Source organism: Massilia psychrophila, from assembly GCF_002760665.1.
Lineage (GTDB): Bacteria > Pseudomonadota > Gammaproteobacteria > Burkholderiales > Burkholderiaceae_D > JAFCUW01.
In genome coordinates this window covers 1-14,054 of record NZ_PDOB01000037.1, presented here as the reverse complement: position 1 = coordinate 14,054, position 14,054 = coordinate 1, and the positions used below count along the sequence as shown (strand labels likewise).

At 65.0% G+C, this 14,054-nt stretch carries 12 protein-coding genes; 6 read left to right on the top strand and 6 right to left on the bottom strand.

What is annotated here, in order from left to right:
• Positions 1–59 precede the first annotated feature (59 nt).
• The gene (gene pssA / locus CR103_RS18235) at positions 60–923 is read left to right on the top strand and encodes a CDP-diacylglycerol--serine O-phosphatidyltransferase (protein ID WP_099917361.1); all 864 of its coding nucleotides are present in this window, start codon (positions 60–62) and stop codon (positions 921–923) included.
• 69 nt (positions 924–992) lie between these two features.
• The gene (locus CR103_RS18230) at positions 993–2,537 is read left to right on the top strand and encodes a 2-isopropylmalate synthase (protein ID WP_099917360.1); all 1,545 of its coding nucleotides are present in this window, start codon (positions 993–995) and stop codon (positions 2,535–2,537) included.
• Positions 2,538–2,581: 44 nt separating this feature from the next.
• Here CR103_RS18230 and CR103_RS18225 read toward each other — a convergent pair whose 3' ends face one another.
• Positions 2,582–3,079, bottom strand: coding sequence for a hypothetical protein (locus tag CR103_RS18225; protein ID WP_099917359.1), 498 nt, complete (start codon positions 3,077–3,079; stop codon positions 2,582–2,584).
• A 188-nt stretch (positions 3,080–3,267) separates the two neighbouring features.
• Here CR103_RS18225 and rpsO point away from each other — a divergent pair, with 188 nt between their 5' ends.
• Both rpsO and pnp read left to right on the top strand, forming a co-directional pair.
• Positions 3,268–3,537, top strand: a complete 270-nt coding sequence (rpsO, locus tag CR103_RS18220) for a 30S ribosomal protein S15 (protein ID WP_099917358.1) — start codon at positions 3,268–3,270, stop codon at positions 3,535–3,537.
• A 155-nt stretch (positions 3,538–3,692) separates the two neighbouring features.
• Positions 3,693–5,819: a polyribonucleotide nucleotidyltransferase gene (gene pnp, locus CR103_RS18215; RefSeq protein ID WP_099917357.1), complete on the top strand. Its 2,127-nt coding sequence runs from the start codon at positions 3,693–3,695 to the stop codon at positions 5,817–5,819.
• An 84-nt stretch (positions 5,820–5,903) separates the two neighbouring features.
• Here the strand turns inward: pnp and CR103_RS18210 are convergent, their stop codons facing one another.
• Positions 5,904–7,196: an FAD-dependent oxidoreductase gene (locus tag CR103_RS18210; RefSeq protein ID WP_099917356.1), complete on the bottom strand. Its 1,293-nt coding sequence runs from the start codon at positions 7,194–7,196 to the stop codon at positions 5,904–5,906.
• A 225-nt stretch (positions 7,197–7,421) separates the two neighbouring features.
• On the opposite strand from CR103_RS18210, the gene CR103_RS18205 reads away from it, so the two are divergent.
• Both CR103_RS18205 and CR103_RS18200 read left to right on the top strand, forming a co-directional pair.
• Positions 7,422–9,125 carry a sensor histidine kinase gene (locus CR103_RS18205; protein ID WP_143752668.1) on the top strand — a complete coding sequence of 568 codons (1,704 nt, stop codon included), beginning with the start codon at positions 7,422–7,424 and terminating at the stop codon, positions 9,123–9,125.
• Entirely contained in the window at positions 9,122–9,856 is a 735-nt protein-coding gene (locus tag CR103_RS18200) for a response regulator (protein WP_099917354.1), read from the top strand. The genes CR103_RS18205 and CR103_RS18200 overlap by 4 nt, the downstream gene beginning before the upstream one ends.
• Here CR103_RS18200 and CR103_RS18195 read toward each other — a convergent pair.
• The 4 genes from CR103_RS18195 to CR103_RS18180 all read right to left on the bottom strand — a co-directional run.
• On the bottom strand, positions 9,843–10,751 hold the full coding sequence (locus CR103_RS18195) for a type II secretion system F family protein (protein ID WP_099917353.1): 909 nt from the start codon (positions 10,749–10,751) through the stop codon (positions 9,843–9,845). The genes CR103_RS18200 and CR103_RS18195 overlap by 14 nt on opposite strands.
• A 10-nt stretch (positions 10,752–10,761) precedes the next feature.
• Positions 10,762–11,763: a type II secretion system F family protein gene (locus tag CR103_RS18190; RefSeq protein ID WP_099917352.1), complete on the bottom strand. Its 1,002-nt coding sequence runs from the start codon at positions 11,761–11,763 to the stop codon at positions 10,762–10,764.
• A 27-nt stretch (positions 11,764–11,790) separates the two neighbouring features.
• A complete protein-coding gene (locus CR103_RS18185) occupies positions 11,791–13,134 on the bottom strand; it encodes a TadA family conjugal transfer-associated ATPase (protein ID WP_099917351.1) in 1,344 nt (447 codons plus the stop codon).
• On the bottom strand, positions 13,121–14,054 hold a 934-nt coding region (locus tag CR103_RS18180; RefSeq protein ID WP_099917350.1), incomplete at its 5' end, for a CpaE/TadZ family protein. The genes CR103_RS18180 and CR103_RS18185, both read right to left, overlap by 14 nt.

Below are 14,054 nucleotides of genomic sequence, written 5' to 3'. Positions count from 1 at the left end.
CCCACTATAATAAGGGGTAAGGAAATGACGCAGCTATCGATCACTTGAAACGGAAACCCATGCCCACATTCCCCCGCCGCAGAAAACCAGGCGTCAAGAAGCTGCCGCGCTTCAGCAAGATCGGCAAGATCGGCCGTCAAAAAGTTGACGCCAACGGCAATCCGGTGCGCCGGCGCGGGATCTACCTGCTGCCCAATGCGTTCACCACCGCCGCGCTGTTCTGCGGGTTCTATGCCATCGTGATGGCCATGAACCAGCGCTTCGAGCATGCCACCTGGGCCATCTTCATCGCCATGGTGCTCGACGCGCTGGACGGGCGCGTGGCCCGCCTGACCAATACCCAGTCCGAATTCGGCGCCCAGTACGACAGCCTGTCCGACATGGTGTCGTTCGGCGCCGCGCCGGCGCTGGTGATCTACGAATGGTCGCTGCGCGGCCTCGGCAAACTCGGCTGGATCGCTGCGTTTGTCTACTGCGCCGGCGCCGCGCTGCGCCTGGCGCGCTTCAACACGAACATTGAAGTAGTCGACAAGCGCTTTTTCCAGGGTTTGCCCAGCCCGGCCGCGGCGGCGCTGGTCGCCGGTTACATTTTGATGATGACCGACCTCGGTATCAGCGGCATGCAGCTGCCGTGGGTTTCGTGGGGCATTGCGCTGTTCGCCGGCCTGACGATGGTGACCAACGTGCCGTTCTACAGTTTCAAGGACGTCAACTTTCGCAAGACAGTGCCATTTATCGCGGTGTTTCTGATCGTGCTCGCCATCGCCGCTCTGGCGACGGATGTCAACAAGGTGCTGTGGCCGATTTTTGTCATCTACGGTTTGTCCGGTTATGCGGTGTATTTCTGGCGCCTGGCAAAGGGTACGCCGGTCAGCATCATCCAGACGGAAGACGAACCGGTCGATCCAAGCGAGCGCCGCTGACCAGTCGAACCGTTCGACGGCGGCAGCGTTCGTGAATGTGAATCATTTAGCTATGCTACCGGAGCTGCCATGACTGACTCGAACCGCCTGATCATTTTCGACACCACCTTGCGCGACGGCGAGCAGTCGCCCGGCGCATCGATGACAAAGGACGAAAAAGTGCGCATCGCGCGCCAGCTCGAGCGCTTGCGCGTCGACGTCATCGAAGCCGGCTTCGCCGCCGCTTCGCCGGGCGACTTCGAGGCGATCCGCGCGATTGCCGCCGTCATCAAGGACTCGGTCGTCTGTTCGCTGTCGCGCGCCAACGACCGCGACATCGCGCGCGCCGCCGAAGCGCTCGAAAAAGCGGCGCGCAAACGCATCCACACCTTCATCGCCACTTCGCCCCTGCACATGAAAATGAAGCTGCGCATGGAGCCGGAGCAGGTGCTCGAACAGGCCATCCAGGCGATCCGCTGCGCGCGCCAGTACACCGACGACATCGAATTCAGCCCGGAAGACGGCAGCCGCTCGGAAGAAGACTTTTTGTGCCGCGTGTTGGAGGCGGTGATTGCAGAGGGCGCCACCACCATCAACTTCCCCGACACGGTCGGCTACGCCGTGCCCGAAGTGTTCGGCGCCACCATGTTGCGCCTGCGCGAGCGCATTCCCAATTCGGACAAGGCCATCTGGTCGGTCCACTGCCACAACGACCTTGGCCTGGCGGTCGCCAATTCGTTGGCCGGCGTGATGATCGGCGGCGCGCGCCAGATCGAATGCACCATCAATGGCCTGGGCGAACGGGCCGGCAACACGGCGCTCGAAGAAGTGGTGATGGCGCTGCGCACCCGCGCCGACTACTACAAATTCGAACTGGGCATCGACACCACCCAGATCGTTGCCGCCTCGAAGATGGTGTCGCAGATCACCGGCTTCGCGGTGCAGCCGAACAAGGCGGTGGTCGGCGCCAACGCCTTCGCCCATGCGTCCGGCATTCACCAGGACGGCATGCTGAAAGCGCGCGAAACCTACGAGATCATGCGCGCTGAAGACGTCGGCTGGGCCGCCACCAAGATCGTGCTCGGCAAGCTCTCGGGGCGCAACGCTTTCAAGGCGCGCTTGCAGGAGCTGGGCATCGCGCTCGAATCGGAAGCCGACGTCAACGCCGCCTTCGGGCGCTTCAAGGAACTGGCCGACCGCAAGTCCGATATCTTCGACGAAGACATCATGGCGCTGGTCTCGGCCGAAGACCACGCCCACGAGGGCGAGCACTATCGCTTCGTGTCGCTGTCGCAGCGCTCGGAGACGGGCGAGATGCCGACTGCCAAGGTGGTGTTCTCGATGGGCGGCGTCGAGTTCAGCTGCGAAGGCGTGGGCGACGGCCCGGTCGACGCCACCGTCAACGCGATCGAAAAGGAAGCGGCCAGCGGCGCCGAGCTGGTGCTGTTTTCGATCAACGCGATCAGCGGCGGCACCCAGTCGCAGGGAGAAGTGACGATGCGGCTGTCGCGCGCGGGGCGCATCGTCAATGGGGTGGGGGCCGATCCGGATATCGTCGTCGCCTCGGCCAAGGCGTATATTGCGGGACTCAACAAGCTGCATTCGACGCTGGAGCGGGTCAAGGCGCAGGGGTAGGGGGGCTGCCGTCGCCCGCGTGCGTCAGGACGACGGCGGTGGAGCTACCGAAAAAACCGCTTCTCTTCATACATCGGATCCGGCCCGTTCTGCATCATCCGCACCACGCCGCCACGGTCGAAATGCACGTGCATCATCGAGTTCCACACGCCGCTTTCCTTGTAGCGGTACGACCAGACCTCGAAGTCGCGCAGCGGCAGGTAGGATCTTTCGGCCGGCCGGCCAATCGTGTGCAGCACGTCGTCGCGGGTCGCGGTGCCGACCATGATGGTGGCGAATTTCTCCCCTGTGAGCACCTGCTCGAACGCCGTCAGGCGGCCGTCGGCGCCGATGCGCGCCATGTACGTGGTCTGGCCCATTGGCCCGTTGGCGTATTCGAGCAGCTGTTCGGGCCCAGCCGAATACGACGACGTCGGCTGGCCCAGCTTGAGCTTGACGGTATCGGCCGAATCGCCCACCGCCGGCGGCGGCCCGCCAAGGCCGGCGCAGCCGCCCAGGGCAAATACAGCGGCGACGACGATGCTGATGCTGGTTTTTCGCATAATTTTTCCTCGGTTTTACTTTAAGCGCCGCAAAAATCTTATCATGCCCGACCCGGTATGTAATGAACACTGGCCGCACGAACAGTTTTCCCCTATACTCACGGGTCTGGCCATTTGGACCAGCTCGTTAATCGAAGTTCACGGTGCGCTGGGTTCAGACTCTTGCACCGCATGTGAAAGGTAATATCATGACCGTAGAAAATATCGACAAAGCCGCCATCATCGCGGACAACGCCCGTGGCCAAAACGACACCGGCTCGCCGGAAGTCCAGGTCGCCCTGCTGACCGCACGCATCAACGAACTGAACGGCCACTTCAAAGCCCACGCCAAGGATCACCACTCGCGTCGCGGCCTGATCATGATGGTCAACCGTCGTAAGAGCCTGCTGTCTTACCTGAAGAGCAAAGACGCTACCCGTTATCGCGACCTGATCGCCAAACTCGGTCTGCGCAAGTAATTGCCCCACTCGATCTGATCGAAAATGCCTGCGCCAGTCTGACTGTCGCGGGCATTTTGCATTTGTAAGTAGTAAAGGCGGCCCAAAAAAGGCCACCTGCGGTGAGGTGAACGACAGCTCCTGAAAATCTGTCGGCAAATAGAAAGGGATTACCCATGTTTAACAAAGTTACGAAAACCTTCCAGTACGGTCAACACCAGGTCACCCTGGAGACTGGCGAAATCGCCCGTCAGGCATCCGGCGCCGTGCTGGTGTCGATCGAAGACACCGTCGTGCTGGCAACCGTGGTCGCGCGCAAGGACGCCAAGCCGGGCCAGGACTTCTTCCCGCTGACGGTCGATTACGTCGAAAAAACCTACGCTGCCGGTAAAATCCCGGGCGGTTTTTTCAAGCGCGAAGGCCGTCCTTCCGAAAAAGAGACATTGACGTCGCGCCTGATCGACCGTCCGATCCGTCCGCTGTTCCCGGAAGGCTACCTGAACGAAGTCCAGATCATCATTCACGTGCTGTCGGTCAATCCTGAGATCGACCCGGACATCGCCGCCATGATCGGCGCATCGGCCGCGCTGTGCGTGTCGGGCGTGCCGTTCAGCGGCCCGATCGGCGCCGCCCGCGTCGGTTACGCCAATGGCCAGTACATCCTGAACCCGACCACCACCCAGCTCAAGACGAGCCAGATGGACCTGGTCGTCGCCGGTACCGAAACGGCCGTGCTGATGGTCGAGTCGGAAGCCCAGCAACTGTCGGAAGAAATCATGCTCGGCGCCGTCGTCTTCGGCCACGACCAGATGAAAGTGGTCATCGACGCCATCCATGACCTGGTGCGCGATGGCGGCAAGCCGGAAGTCGAATGGGCCCCGCCTGCCAAGAACGAAGCGCTGATCGCCCGCGTCAAGAACTTTGCCGACGCCAAGATCAACGACGCCTACCAGACCAAGGACAAGCAGGCCCGTACCGCCAAGCTCAAGGCCGCGTTCTCGGAAGTGGTCGCCGACCTGACGGCCGAATCGCTGGCCAACAACCTGGGCGACATCGACAGCTCGGAAATCGGCAACATCCTGTTCGACATCGAAGCGAGCGTTGTGCGTTCGCAGATCCTGAACGGCGAGCCGCGCATCGACGGGCGCGACACCCGCACCGTGCGTCCAATCTCGATCCGCACCAGCATCCTGCCGCGTACCCACGGTTCGGCCCTGTTCACCCGCGGCGAAACGCAGGCATTGGTGGTGGCTACCCTCGGCACCGCGCGCGACAGCCAGAAGATCGATGCGCTGATGGGCGAGTACACCGATTCGTTCATGATGCACTACAACATGCCTCCGTTCGCCACCGGCGAAACCGGCCGCGTGGGTACGCCGAAGCGGCGCGAAATTGGCCACGGCCGCCTCGCCAAGCGCGCGCTGATCGCCGCCTTGCCTAACCCGGAAGACTTCAGCTACTCCGTGCGCCTGGTGTCGGAAATCACCGAATCGAACGGTTCGTCGTCGATGGCGTCGGTGTGCGGCGGCTGCCTGGCGCTGATGGACGCCGGCGTACCGATGAAGGCGCACGTCGCCGGCATCGCGATGGGCCTGATCAAGGAAGGCGGCAAGTTCGCCGTGCTGTCCGACATCCTCGGCGACGAAGACCATCTCGGCGACATGGACTTCAAGGTAGCGGGTACTGCCACCGGCATCACCGCGCTGCAGATGGACATCAAGATCATGGGCATCACCAAGGAGATCATGCAAGTGGCGTTGGCGCAAGCCAAGGAAGGGCGCGATCACATCCTCGCTGAAATGCAAAAAGCCATGCCGCACGTGAAGACCGAACTGTCGGACTTCGCCCCGCGCCTGATCACCATCAAGATCAACCCGGAGAAGATCCGTGACGTGATCGGCAAGGGCGGCGCCGTCATCCGCGCGTTGACCGAAGAAACCGGCACCCAGATCGACATCAGCGACGAAGGCGTGGTCACCATCGCGTCCGTCGACGCCGCCGCCGGCCAGGAAGCCAAGCGCCGCATCGAAGAATTGACCGCGTCGGTCGAAGTAGGTAAGACCTACGACGGCACCGTGCTGAAACTGCTCGACTTCGGCGCCATCGTCCAGGTCATGCCGGGCAAGGACGGCCTGCTGCACATCTCGCAGATCGCCAACGAGCGCGTCAACGCGGTTGCCGACTACCTGAAAGAAGGCCAGCAAGTGCGCGTCAAGGTTCTGGAAACCGATGACCGCGGGCGTTTGAAGCTGTCAATGAAGGCGGCTGAAGGTGCGGAAGCGCCTGCGGCTCCTGCAGCGTAAGTTTTACCCCGGCTTCGGCCGATAGAAAACCGCCAGCGCGCAAGCCCTGGCGGTTTTTTGTCTGTTACGGGGGCGGCCTGCAGCTTATCGCGCTGCTAAATGCTCTCCAAGACGCGTCCCAAGACACAGCAAGGTCAGCGTCGGCGGTAACCCCCACGCCTGCGGAATCACCGAGGCGTCGCAGACGAACAAATTCTCCGCGCCGGCGGCCTGCAAATCGCTGTCGACGCCGTCGCCGATGCGCACGCTGCCGCCCGGGTGAGCGGCGAAATGGCGGCTTTGAAAAACGTGCGTCGCTCCCGCCGCGGCCAGGATGTCGCGCGCCATGCCGACGCCTTGATCGAGCTTTTGCCGGTCCGGCGCCTGCAAGGGTTTGCTGGCCCAGCGCGGGCCAACGGCGCCGCCGATTTCGTCGCGGATCTTGACCATGATGGAAAGCGTGCGGCGATGCGCGAACAGGCGGTCGAACCGTCCGGCTTGCGCGGTGAAGCCCTGGTACATCGGTTTCGGCAACGTCATGTCTGCCAGCGTGATGCCGAGGGCGTCGAAGCGCACGCCGGCCGCCATCGGCACTTCGGCACCGCCGTCGATGCCGCCGACGCTGCCCATCACGGCGATCACGGGATCGCTGAAAAAACTGCTGGTACGCCCCCGCAGTCCGGATGCGTGCAGCAGCCGCGGGCTGCCGACGCCGCCGCCGGCCAGCACCACGACCGGCGCGCTGGCAACTTGCAGCTGTCCGCCGCGCTCAAATTCGACGCCGCTCGCGCGGCCATCCTCGAACAGTACGCGTTCCACCCTGGCGCGATCGAACAACTGCGCGCCGTGCCGGCCCGCTTCGTCGAGAAAGTCGCGCGCGCTCCATTTGGCGCCGAACGGGCAGCCGTAGGCGCAGCGCCAGCAGCCGCTGCGGCATGTCGACGGGCGGATCATCTTGTCGAGCTTTTGCCAGTCGATGCCGAGCGAGCGGGCGGCCTGCATGATGCGCGCCGCCATGGGACCGACCAGCGCATCGGGCAGGGGGCCGATCGGCAGTTCCGCGCGCAGCTGGTTGAGGGCCGGGCCCAGGTCGATGCCGTGGGCCGCGAACATGGCCAACGGCGGGTTGGCCGCGGTGGCGAAGTTGATTGTCGAGCTGCCGCCGGCGGCAACGCCTTGCACCAGCAGCGATGCATCGCGCCCGATGAACATCCCTTTGCCCGGCACCGCCGCGATGCTTGCCACCTGTTTGAGCGTGCCGGCCAGCGGCGCCGCGCTGCCTTGTTCGAGCACCAGCACGCGCCAACCGCGCCGGGCAAGCTGGCGCGCGACCGTCGCCCCGCCAGGGCCGCTGCCGACGATGATCGCGTCGTAGGATGGAGCGAGTGCTTCGGTCATGAGGAAAAAGGGAAAGGAAAGGGGCTCGGAGATTTTACTGTTGGGAAGGCGACCGGACGGATCGCTGAAGGCAAGGTGCGCAACGGGAAGGACGAGAAGTGCTGATGGTCCTGCGCCACGTCATGTAGTTGCAAGCATTATAACATACAATAAACTGTTAATATATAAATAGCAACTTCATTCAGGGAAACGCTGCGCGCTGCGACGGCGATACGAGGATTCAGCTTGCCCATGCCGCCATGCCCACCCCCCAAATATGGGCCTCTCACCGGGCCGCAATCGCAGTTCGCCGATGCCCAGGTAATGGGGCGCATCAGGCTGTTGCTGGCATTGTCGGCCTTGCTCGCGATCGTCGTCGATCCGCGCGGCGACGCCCGCAGCCACGCCGCCGCGCTGCTGCTGCTGGCCTGCTATGCGGCGACCTGCATGGCCGTGTCGGTGTGCGCCGAATACCGCCTGCCCTGGTCGCGAGGCAGGCTGATGCACTGGCTCGACATGGCTGCCGCTTCCGTCATCTTTGCCGTCGGCGGCCATGTCGATATTCTGCCCATTATTTTCCTGATGCTCGCCATGATTGTTGGCTCGATGCGCTGGGGGCTGCACGAAGGCGGGCGTATTGCCATCGGCTCGGCGGTGCTGTACTGCGGCGGCGCCCTGGCCGAGACGCCGGGCGCCGCCCAGCAGCAGTTGCTGTTGGGCGCTGCCTTCCTGCTCGCGCTCGGTTACGCGATTGCGTTGATGAGCGAACGCAGCATCCAGGCGCACTGCCGGTTGGCACTGCTGCGCGATTTGAACAGGGCCTGCAATCCGCGTTTCGGGGTCGACCGCAGCTTGACGGCGGCGCTTGAAAACACCCGCGCTTTTTTTGGTGCCGAGCGTTGCATCGTGCTGCTCGAAGAGCGCGACACCGGCCAGTATGGCTGCCGCTGCGTCGGCGCCGGCGGCCCGTTGACGGTGCCGGCCGATCCGGTCGATGCGGCGCTGGCGCTTGCGCTGCTGCCGTTTCCGCGCACCCATATTTTGCTGTATCGCCGCGGCCTGGCGGAATGGCGCCACTGGCGCCTGCTGCCGCCAACCGCACTCAGCCACGCCGGCGAGCCGTCGCGCTGGCGCCGGTTCGACAGCGCGCAGCTGGCCGCCCTGGCCGACCTGCTGGAGGCCGATTGCTTCATCAGTGCGCCGCTGGTTCTGGGCCGCGGCAAGGGCCGCATCTACGTTACCAGCCGCCGGCGCCAGCTGGGCCGCACCGACGCGCTGTTCCTGGCGCAGATTGTCGCGCAAGGCCTGCACGTCATCGACCGCATCGATTTGCTCGACCGTATTGCTTCCGACGCGGCCCGGCTAACGCGCAAAAAACTCGCACTCGACGTGCACGACAGCGTAATCCAGCCTTACGTCGGCCTCCAGTTCGCCCTGGTGGCGCTGCGCAAGCGGGCCGACCCGGCCAATCCGCTGATCGGCGAAATCGACAAATTACTGGCGGTGAGCCAAGGCGTGATCACGCAATTGCGCGACTTCGCCCTTGGCGTCGGCGTCGACCCCGGCATGCAGGTGCCGGTGTGCCTGGCGGCGCTGCAGCTGCAGAGCGAGCAGGCGATGGCGGTGTACGGCGTCGACATCCGTATCCACATGGAGGGACAGGTAGGCTTCGGCGACCGCCTCACGGCGGAAGTGCTGCAGATCGTGCGCGAAGGCCTGAGCAATATCTGCCACCACACGCAAGCGAAACATGGCGCGGTGTGGCTGCGCTGCAGCGAGCGCTTGCTGCGTATCGAGATCAGCAACGACAGTGAAAACGGCAGCGCTGGGCCGCCACTGGCCTTCCTGCCGCGCTCGATCAACGCGCGCGCCACCGCGCTGGGCGGCACCGCCTCGGTGCGCCAGGGGCCGCTGGGCAGCACGGTCGTATGCGTCGAGATTCCGATATGAGCGGCCCAGTGCCGGCGGCGCCCGGCGCGGCCATCGGCGTGCTGCTGGTCGAAGACCACCAGGTCATGCTGTGGGGCCTGCAGAAGCTGATCGACGGCGAACGCCCGCGCATGGGGGTCGTCGGCACCGCGCGCACCTGCGCCGACGCGCTGGCCAAGGCGGCGCAACTGGCGCCGGACGTGATCCTGCTCGACATCGACCTGGATGGCGTCTGCATGATCGATTTCCTGCCGGAGCTGCTGGCCAACGGCCTGTCGCGGGCGCTGCTGCTGACCGCCGAGCGCGACACCGGTACGCTCGACCTGGCGGTGCGGCGCGGCGCCCGCGGTATCCTGCACAAGGAAGTGGCGGCCGAACAGGTACTCAAGGCAATCGAAAAAATCCATCGCGGCGAACTGTGGTTCGACGCCGGCACGATGGGGCGGGTGTTCGGCCAGGTGTTCGATGCGCGCGCCGCGCAGCGGCTTGACCCCGAACTGGCCCGGCACACGCAACTGACGACGCGCGAACGCGACATCGTCAAGGCCACCGTCGAACACAGCGGCAGCGCCAACCATGTGCTGGCCGCGCAGTTGTTTATTTCCGAGCACACGCTGCGTAACCACTTGACGTCGATCTATCGCAAGCTGGGCGTGGCCAGCCGGCTCGAGTTGTATGTGTATGCGGTGCGCCACGCGCTGGTACGCACCAAGACGGCCAGGCAGCGGACGGCCCCCCTCAACCGGCGCTGAGGATCGGCCCGATGGTGCGGATGATGACGATCATCGCCGGCCCCAGTATCACCATCAGGATCGCCGGGAAAATGCACAGCACCAGCGGGATCAGCATCTTGGTCGGCACCTTGGCGGCGTGCTCCTCGGCGCGCGCCTGGCGCTTGTGGCGCAGGTCTTCGGAAAACACCCGCAGCGATTCGCCGATGCTGGTGCCGAACTTGTCGGACTGCGCCAGCATGGTGGCGAAGGTGCCGATCTCCTCGATACCGGTGCGCAGCGCCAGGTTGCGCAGCGATTGGGCGCGGCTGGCGCCGGCGCGCAGTTCGAGGTTGGTCAGGTGCAGCTCTTCGGCAAGCGCCGGGCTGGAAAGTCGGATCTCGTCGGTGATCCTGGCCAGCGCCGCGTCCAGCCCAAGGCCGGCTTCGACGCACACCAGCATCAGGTCGGCCGCATCCGGGAAGTTCTCGAAAATGGTGCGCTTGCGCTCGCGCAGCTTGATCGCCAGCACCAGGTTCGGCACATAGCAGCCGACCAGCGCGCCGATCATCAGGCACATCATCGCCGTCATGTCGTCGACGCTGCTGAAGGCGCGCAGCAACGCGTAGATCGCCAGCGCCAGCGCCAGCGGCAGCACCGTCTTGGCGCCGAAGTAGATCAGCCGCGCATCCTCGCGCCGCCAGCCGGCGTTGATGAAGCGCAGGCGCAGCGGCGCGTGCTCCCAGTCGCCGGAAGGCGCCATGATGCCGGCGAACGGGCCGATCGCCTGCGCCACCGTCACGCTCCAGTCGGGCTTGCCGGTCGGGTTGCCGATGGTGTGCAGGCGCCGACCCAGGCGGTTAGGCGCCAGCAGCAGGAAAATGCCGCCGGCGGCGGCGGCGACGGACAGAAAGACCAGGGCGGCGAGTATCAACATGGCAGTCTCCTCAGATGCGGATGCGAATGATTTTGCGCAGCATTAAAACGCCGAAGGCCATCGACAGCAGCATGCCGCGCACGATCGCCACGCCCATCGGGTCGTTCCACAGCGGCGCCATGAAAGTGGGGTTAAAAACAGTCATCAGCAGGGCAATGGCGAACGGCATCAGCGACAGCAGCCAGGCCGACATGCGGCCCTCGGCCGACAGCACCCGCACGTGCCGAAACAACTTCAGGCGTTCGCGAATCAGGCGGGAGAGATTAGCCAAGACCTCGGTCAGGTTGCCGCCAGAATCGCGCTGGATCAGGACCGCGACAACGAAGTAGCGCACGTCCGTGACCGGCACCCGCACCGAGAAATTGGCAAGCGCCTGTTCGAGCGACACGCCGAAGTTGACCTCGTCGTGGACGAAGCGGAACTCGCCGGCGATCGGCTCGGCCATCTCCTCGCCGATCATCTGCAGGCCGGCGCCGAAGGCGTGGCCGGCGCGCAGCGCGCGCGCCATCAGGTCGAGGGCGTCGGGCAGTTGCTGCTCGAGCTTGATGAGCCTTCGAGCGCGTTTGTGCCGCACGTATGCCAGCGGCGCAACGGCCGCCGCCGCGCCCGCGGCCATGCCGGTCCACAGCGGCTGGTGCAGCAGCGACGTTGCCGCCAGCAGGATAGTGGCGCCGAGCGCCAGCGAGCCGAGCAGCAGGGTGGACACCGGCCAATGCAGGCCGGCCTGCAGGATCCAGCGGTCGAGCTGGTGGGCGCGCGGCAGGCGCAGCAGCAATCGCTCGAGCGGCGGCAGCTCGCTCATCATGCGCTGGCGCAGCAGCGATGACTGCGCCGAGCCGTCGGCCGCCGCCGACAGCGCCTGCAACCGCTGCGCAACCTTGGTCGCCGCCGGTCCGCGGTAGGCGCGCCACATCAGGTACACCCCCTCGAGCAGCAGCACGACGGCGACGAACACCAGCACCGACACCATCAAGGGGAATTGCTGGATTTGTTCCGCGGCCTTGGGCAGCATGATCGCTCCTTTATTTTCACTGAAAATTCACTGGTAATGGCGGCTGGTGTCGAACATGGTGTCGGGCAGGGTGACGCCGAACGCACGCAGCCGTTCGCTGAACTTGGGCCGCACGCCGGTGGCCTGAAAATAGCCTTCGACGGTGCCGTCGGCGCCGACGCCGGTCTGGCGAAAGGCGAAAATCTCCTGCATCGTGATGATGTCGCCTTCCATGCCGGTAATTTCCTGGATGCTGGTGATCTTGCGCTTGCCGTCGATCAGGCGCAGCGCCTGGATGACGACCGTGATGGCCGAGGCGATCTGCTGGCGTGCGGCCTTGTGCGGCAAATTCAGGTTGGCCATGCCGATCATGTTTTCCAGCCGCGACAGCGCGTCGCGCGCGTTGTTGGCGTGGATCGTCGTCAGCGAGCCGTCGTGGCCGGTGTTCATCGCCTGCAGCATGTCGACCGCCTCGGCGCCGCGCACCTCGCCAATGATGATCCGGTCGGGCCGCATGCGCAGCGCGTTGCGCACCAGGGCGCGCTGGGTGATCTCGCCCTTGCCCTCGATGTTGGCCGGCCGCGTCTCCATGCGCACCACGTGCGGCTGCTGCATCTGCAGCTCGGCGGCGTCCTCGATGGTGACGACGCGTTCGGCCAGCGGGATGAAGCCGGAGAGGATGTTGAGCAGGGTGGTTTTGCCGGCGCCTGTGCCGCCCGAAATGATCATGTTGACCTTGGCCTTGCACAGGCCCTCGAGGACAGCGGCCATGTCCGGCGTCAGGCTGCGCAGGTCGTCGACCAGGTTGTGCATTTTCAAAGGGATGTGGGCGAAGCGGCGGATCGACATCATCGGCCCGTCCAGCGCCACCGGCGGGATCACCGCGTTGACGCGCGAGCCGTCGGGCAGGCGGGCGTCGACCATCGGGCTCGACTCGTCGATGCGCCGCCCCACCAGCGAGACGATCTTGTCGATGATGCGCAGCAGGTGCTTCTCGTCGGCGAAGCGCACGCTGGACAGTTCGAGCCGGCCCTTGCGTTCGACGTAGATCTGGGAAAAACTGTTGACCAGGATGTCGGACACGGTCGGGTCGGCCATCAGCTGTTCGAGCGGGCCGAAGCCAAGCATTTCGTGCTGGATGTCGCGGATCAAGGTGCGCCGTTCGAGCTCGTTGATGGCAGCCGGTTCCTCGTCGAGCAGGTGTTCGACCATCGCCGCAATTTCGAGGCGCAACTGCGGCGCCGGCAGTGCCTCGAGTACGGCAAGGTCGAACTTGTCGAGCAATTTCAGGTGGATGCTGCCCTTGAGCGCGTGGTAGCCGTCGGCGGTATCCTGCCCCGGGACGCGGGGGACGGCCTGTGGAGCGGCGCTGAGTTTTTCACGGAACGACATGGCGCTCTTCCGTGGTGTGGGAGGACAACCGGGGGCCGGCGGCGCCGCGTCCGAGCAGGCGTTCGAACAGGCTGCGCCCGACCGCCGGGCGCGGGCTGAGCACGCGCGCGAAGTCGGCCAGGTTGCGCGACACCGGGTTGGCGCGCGCGGTCGTCATCAACGGGTCACCATGGTCGATCGAGGCGGTCACCTGCTTGTACGAGTTCGGCACCGTGTGCAGCTTGAACTTGCCCAGCGCGCGTTCGATGTTGGCGACGCCGATCGTCCCTTTCTTGTCGAAGCGGTTGACGATCAGCTCGATCTTGTCGGCGCCGTAATCGAGCGATTTGAAAATCGCCAGCATCTTCTTGGCGTTGCGGATCGACGGCAGGCCGGCTTGCATGACGACGAAAATGGTGCTGGCATGGTCGAGCGCCTTGATGCTCAGCGTGTCGATCGCGCGGCCGACGTCGAGCAGCACGAAATCGTAGTGCAGTACCGCCAGCGCCAGCACCGCCTCGACCTGGCTTGGCGTGATGTCGAGTGCCTGCGTGTGGTCGTCCGGTGCCGCCAGGATGCTGAAATTGGGCGCCACCCTGACCGTGCTGGCGGCCAGGAAGGAGGCGTCGAGGCGGCCGATGTCGCGCGCGACGTCGGCCAGCGTCGAGGCGGGCCGGGCGTCATGCACGAACGACAGGGCGTCGCCGAACTGCAGGTTCAGGTCGACTAGCAGCACTGTTTTGGCCTCCGCCAGCTGGAAGCCGAGGCTGGTGGCGAGGAAGGTGGCGCCACTGCCGCCCTTGCAGGCAATGAAGGCGAACAGTTTGCCGACCGCACGCGGCGCCAGGCCGCGCTGCTTGCGGGCGACGCGCTCCACCGCCGCCGCCAGGTCGAGCGGTGCGACCGGCGCCGGCAGCACCTCGGCCACGCCGGCGCGCATC

Bases quoted from the DNA above. Each gene is read 5' to 3' on its own strand.
- rpsO (WP_099917358.1), top strand. From the start codon at position 3,268: ATGACCGTAGAAAATATCGACAAAGCCGCCATCATCGCGGACAACGCC.
- CR103_RS18185 (WP_099917351.1), bottom strand. From the start codon at position 13,134: ATGTCGTTCCGTGAAAAACTCAGCGCCGCTCCACAGGCCGTCCCCCGC.
- pnp (WP_099917357.1), top strand. From the start codon at position 3,693: ATGTTTAACAAAGTTACGAAAACCTTCCAGTACGGTCAACACCAGGTC.
- pssA (WP_099917361.1), top strand. From the start codon at position 60: ATGCCCACATTCCCCCGCCGCAGAAAACCAGGCGTCAAGAAGCTGCCG.
- CR103_RS18190 (WP_099917352.1), bottom strand. From the start codon at position 11,763: ATGCTGCCCAAGGCCGCGGAACAAATCCAGCAATTCCCCTTGATGGTG.
- CR103_RS18195 (WP_099917353.1), bottom strand. From the start codon at position 10,751: ATGTTGATACTCGCCGCCCTGGTCTTTCTGTCCGTCGCCGCCGCCGCC.
- CR103_RS18210 (WP_099917356.1), bottom strand. From the start codon at position 7,196: ATGACCGAAGCACTCGCTCCATCCTACGACGCGATCATCGTCGGCAGC.
- CR103_RS18225 (WP_099917359.1), bottom strand. From the start codon at position 3,079: ATGCGAAAAACCAGCATCAGCATCGTCGTCGCCGCTGTATTTGCCCTG.
- CR103_RS18230 (WP_099917360.1), top strand. From the start codon at position 993: ATGACTGACTCGAACCGCCTGATCATTTTCGACACCACCTTGCGCGAC.
- CR103_RS18200 (WP_099917354.1), top strand. From the start codon at position 9,122: ATGAGCGGCCCAGTGCCGGCGGCGCCCGGCGCGGCCATCGGCGTGCTG.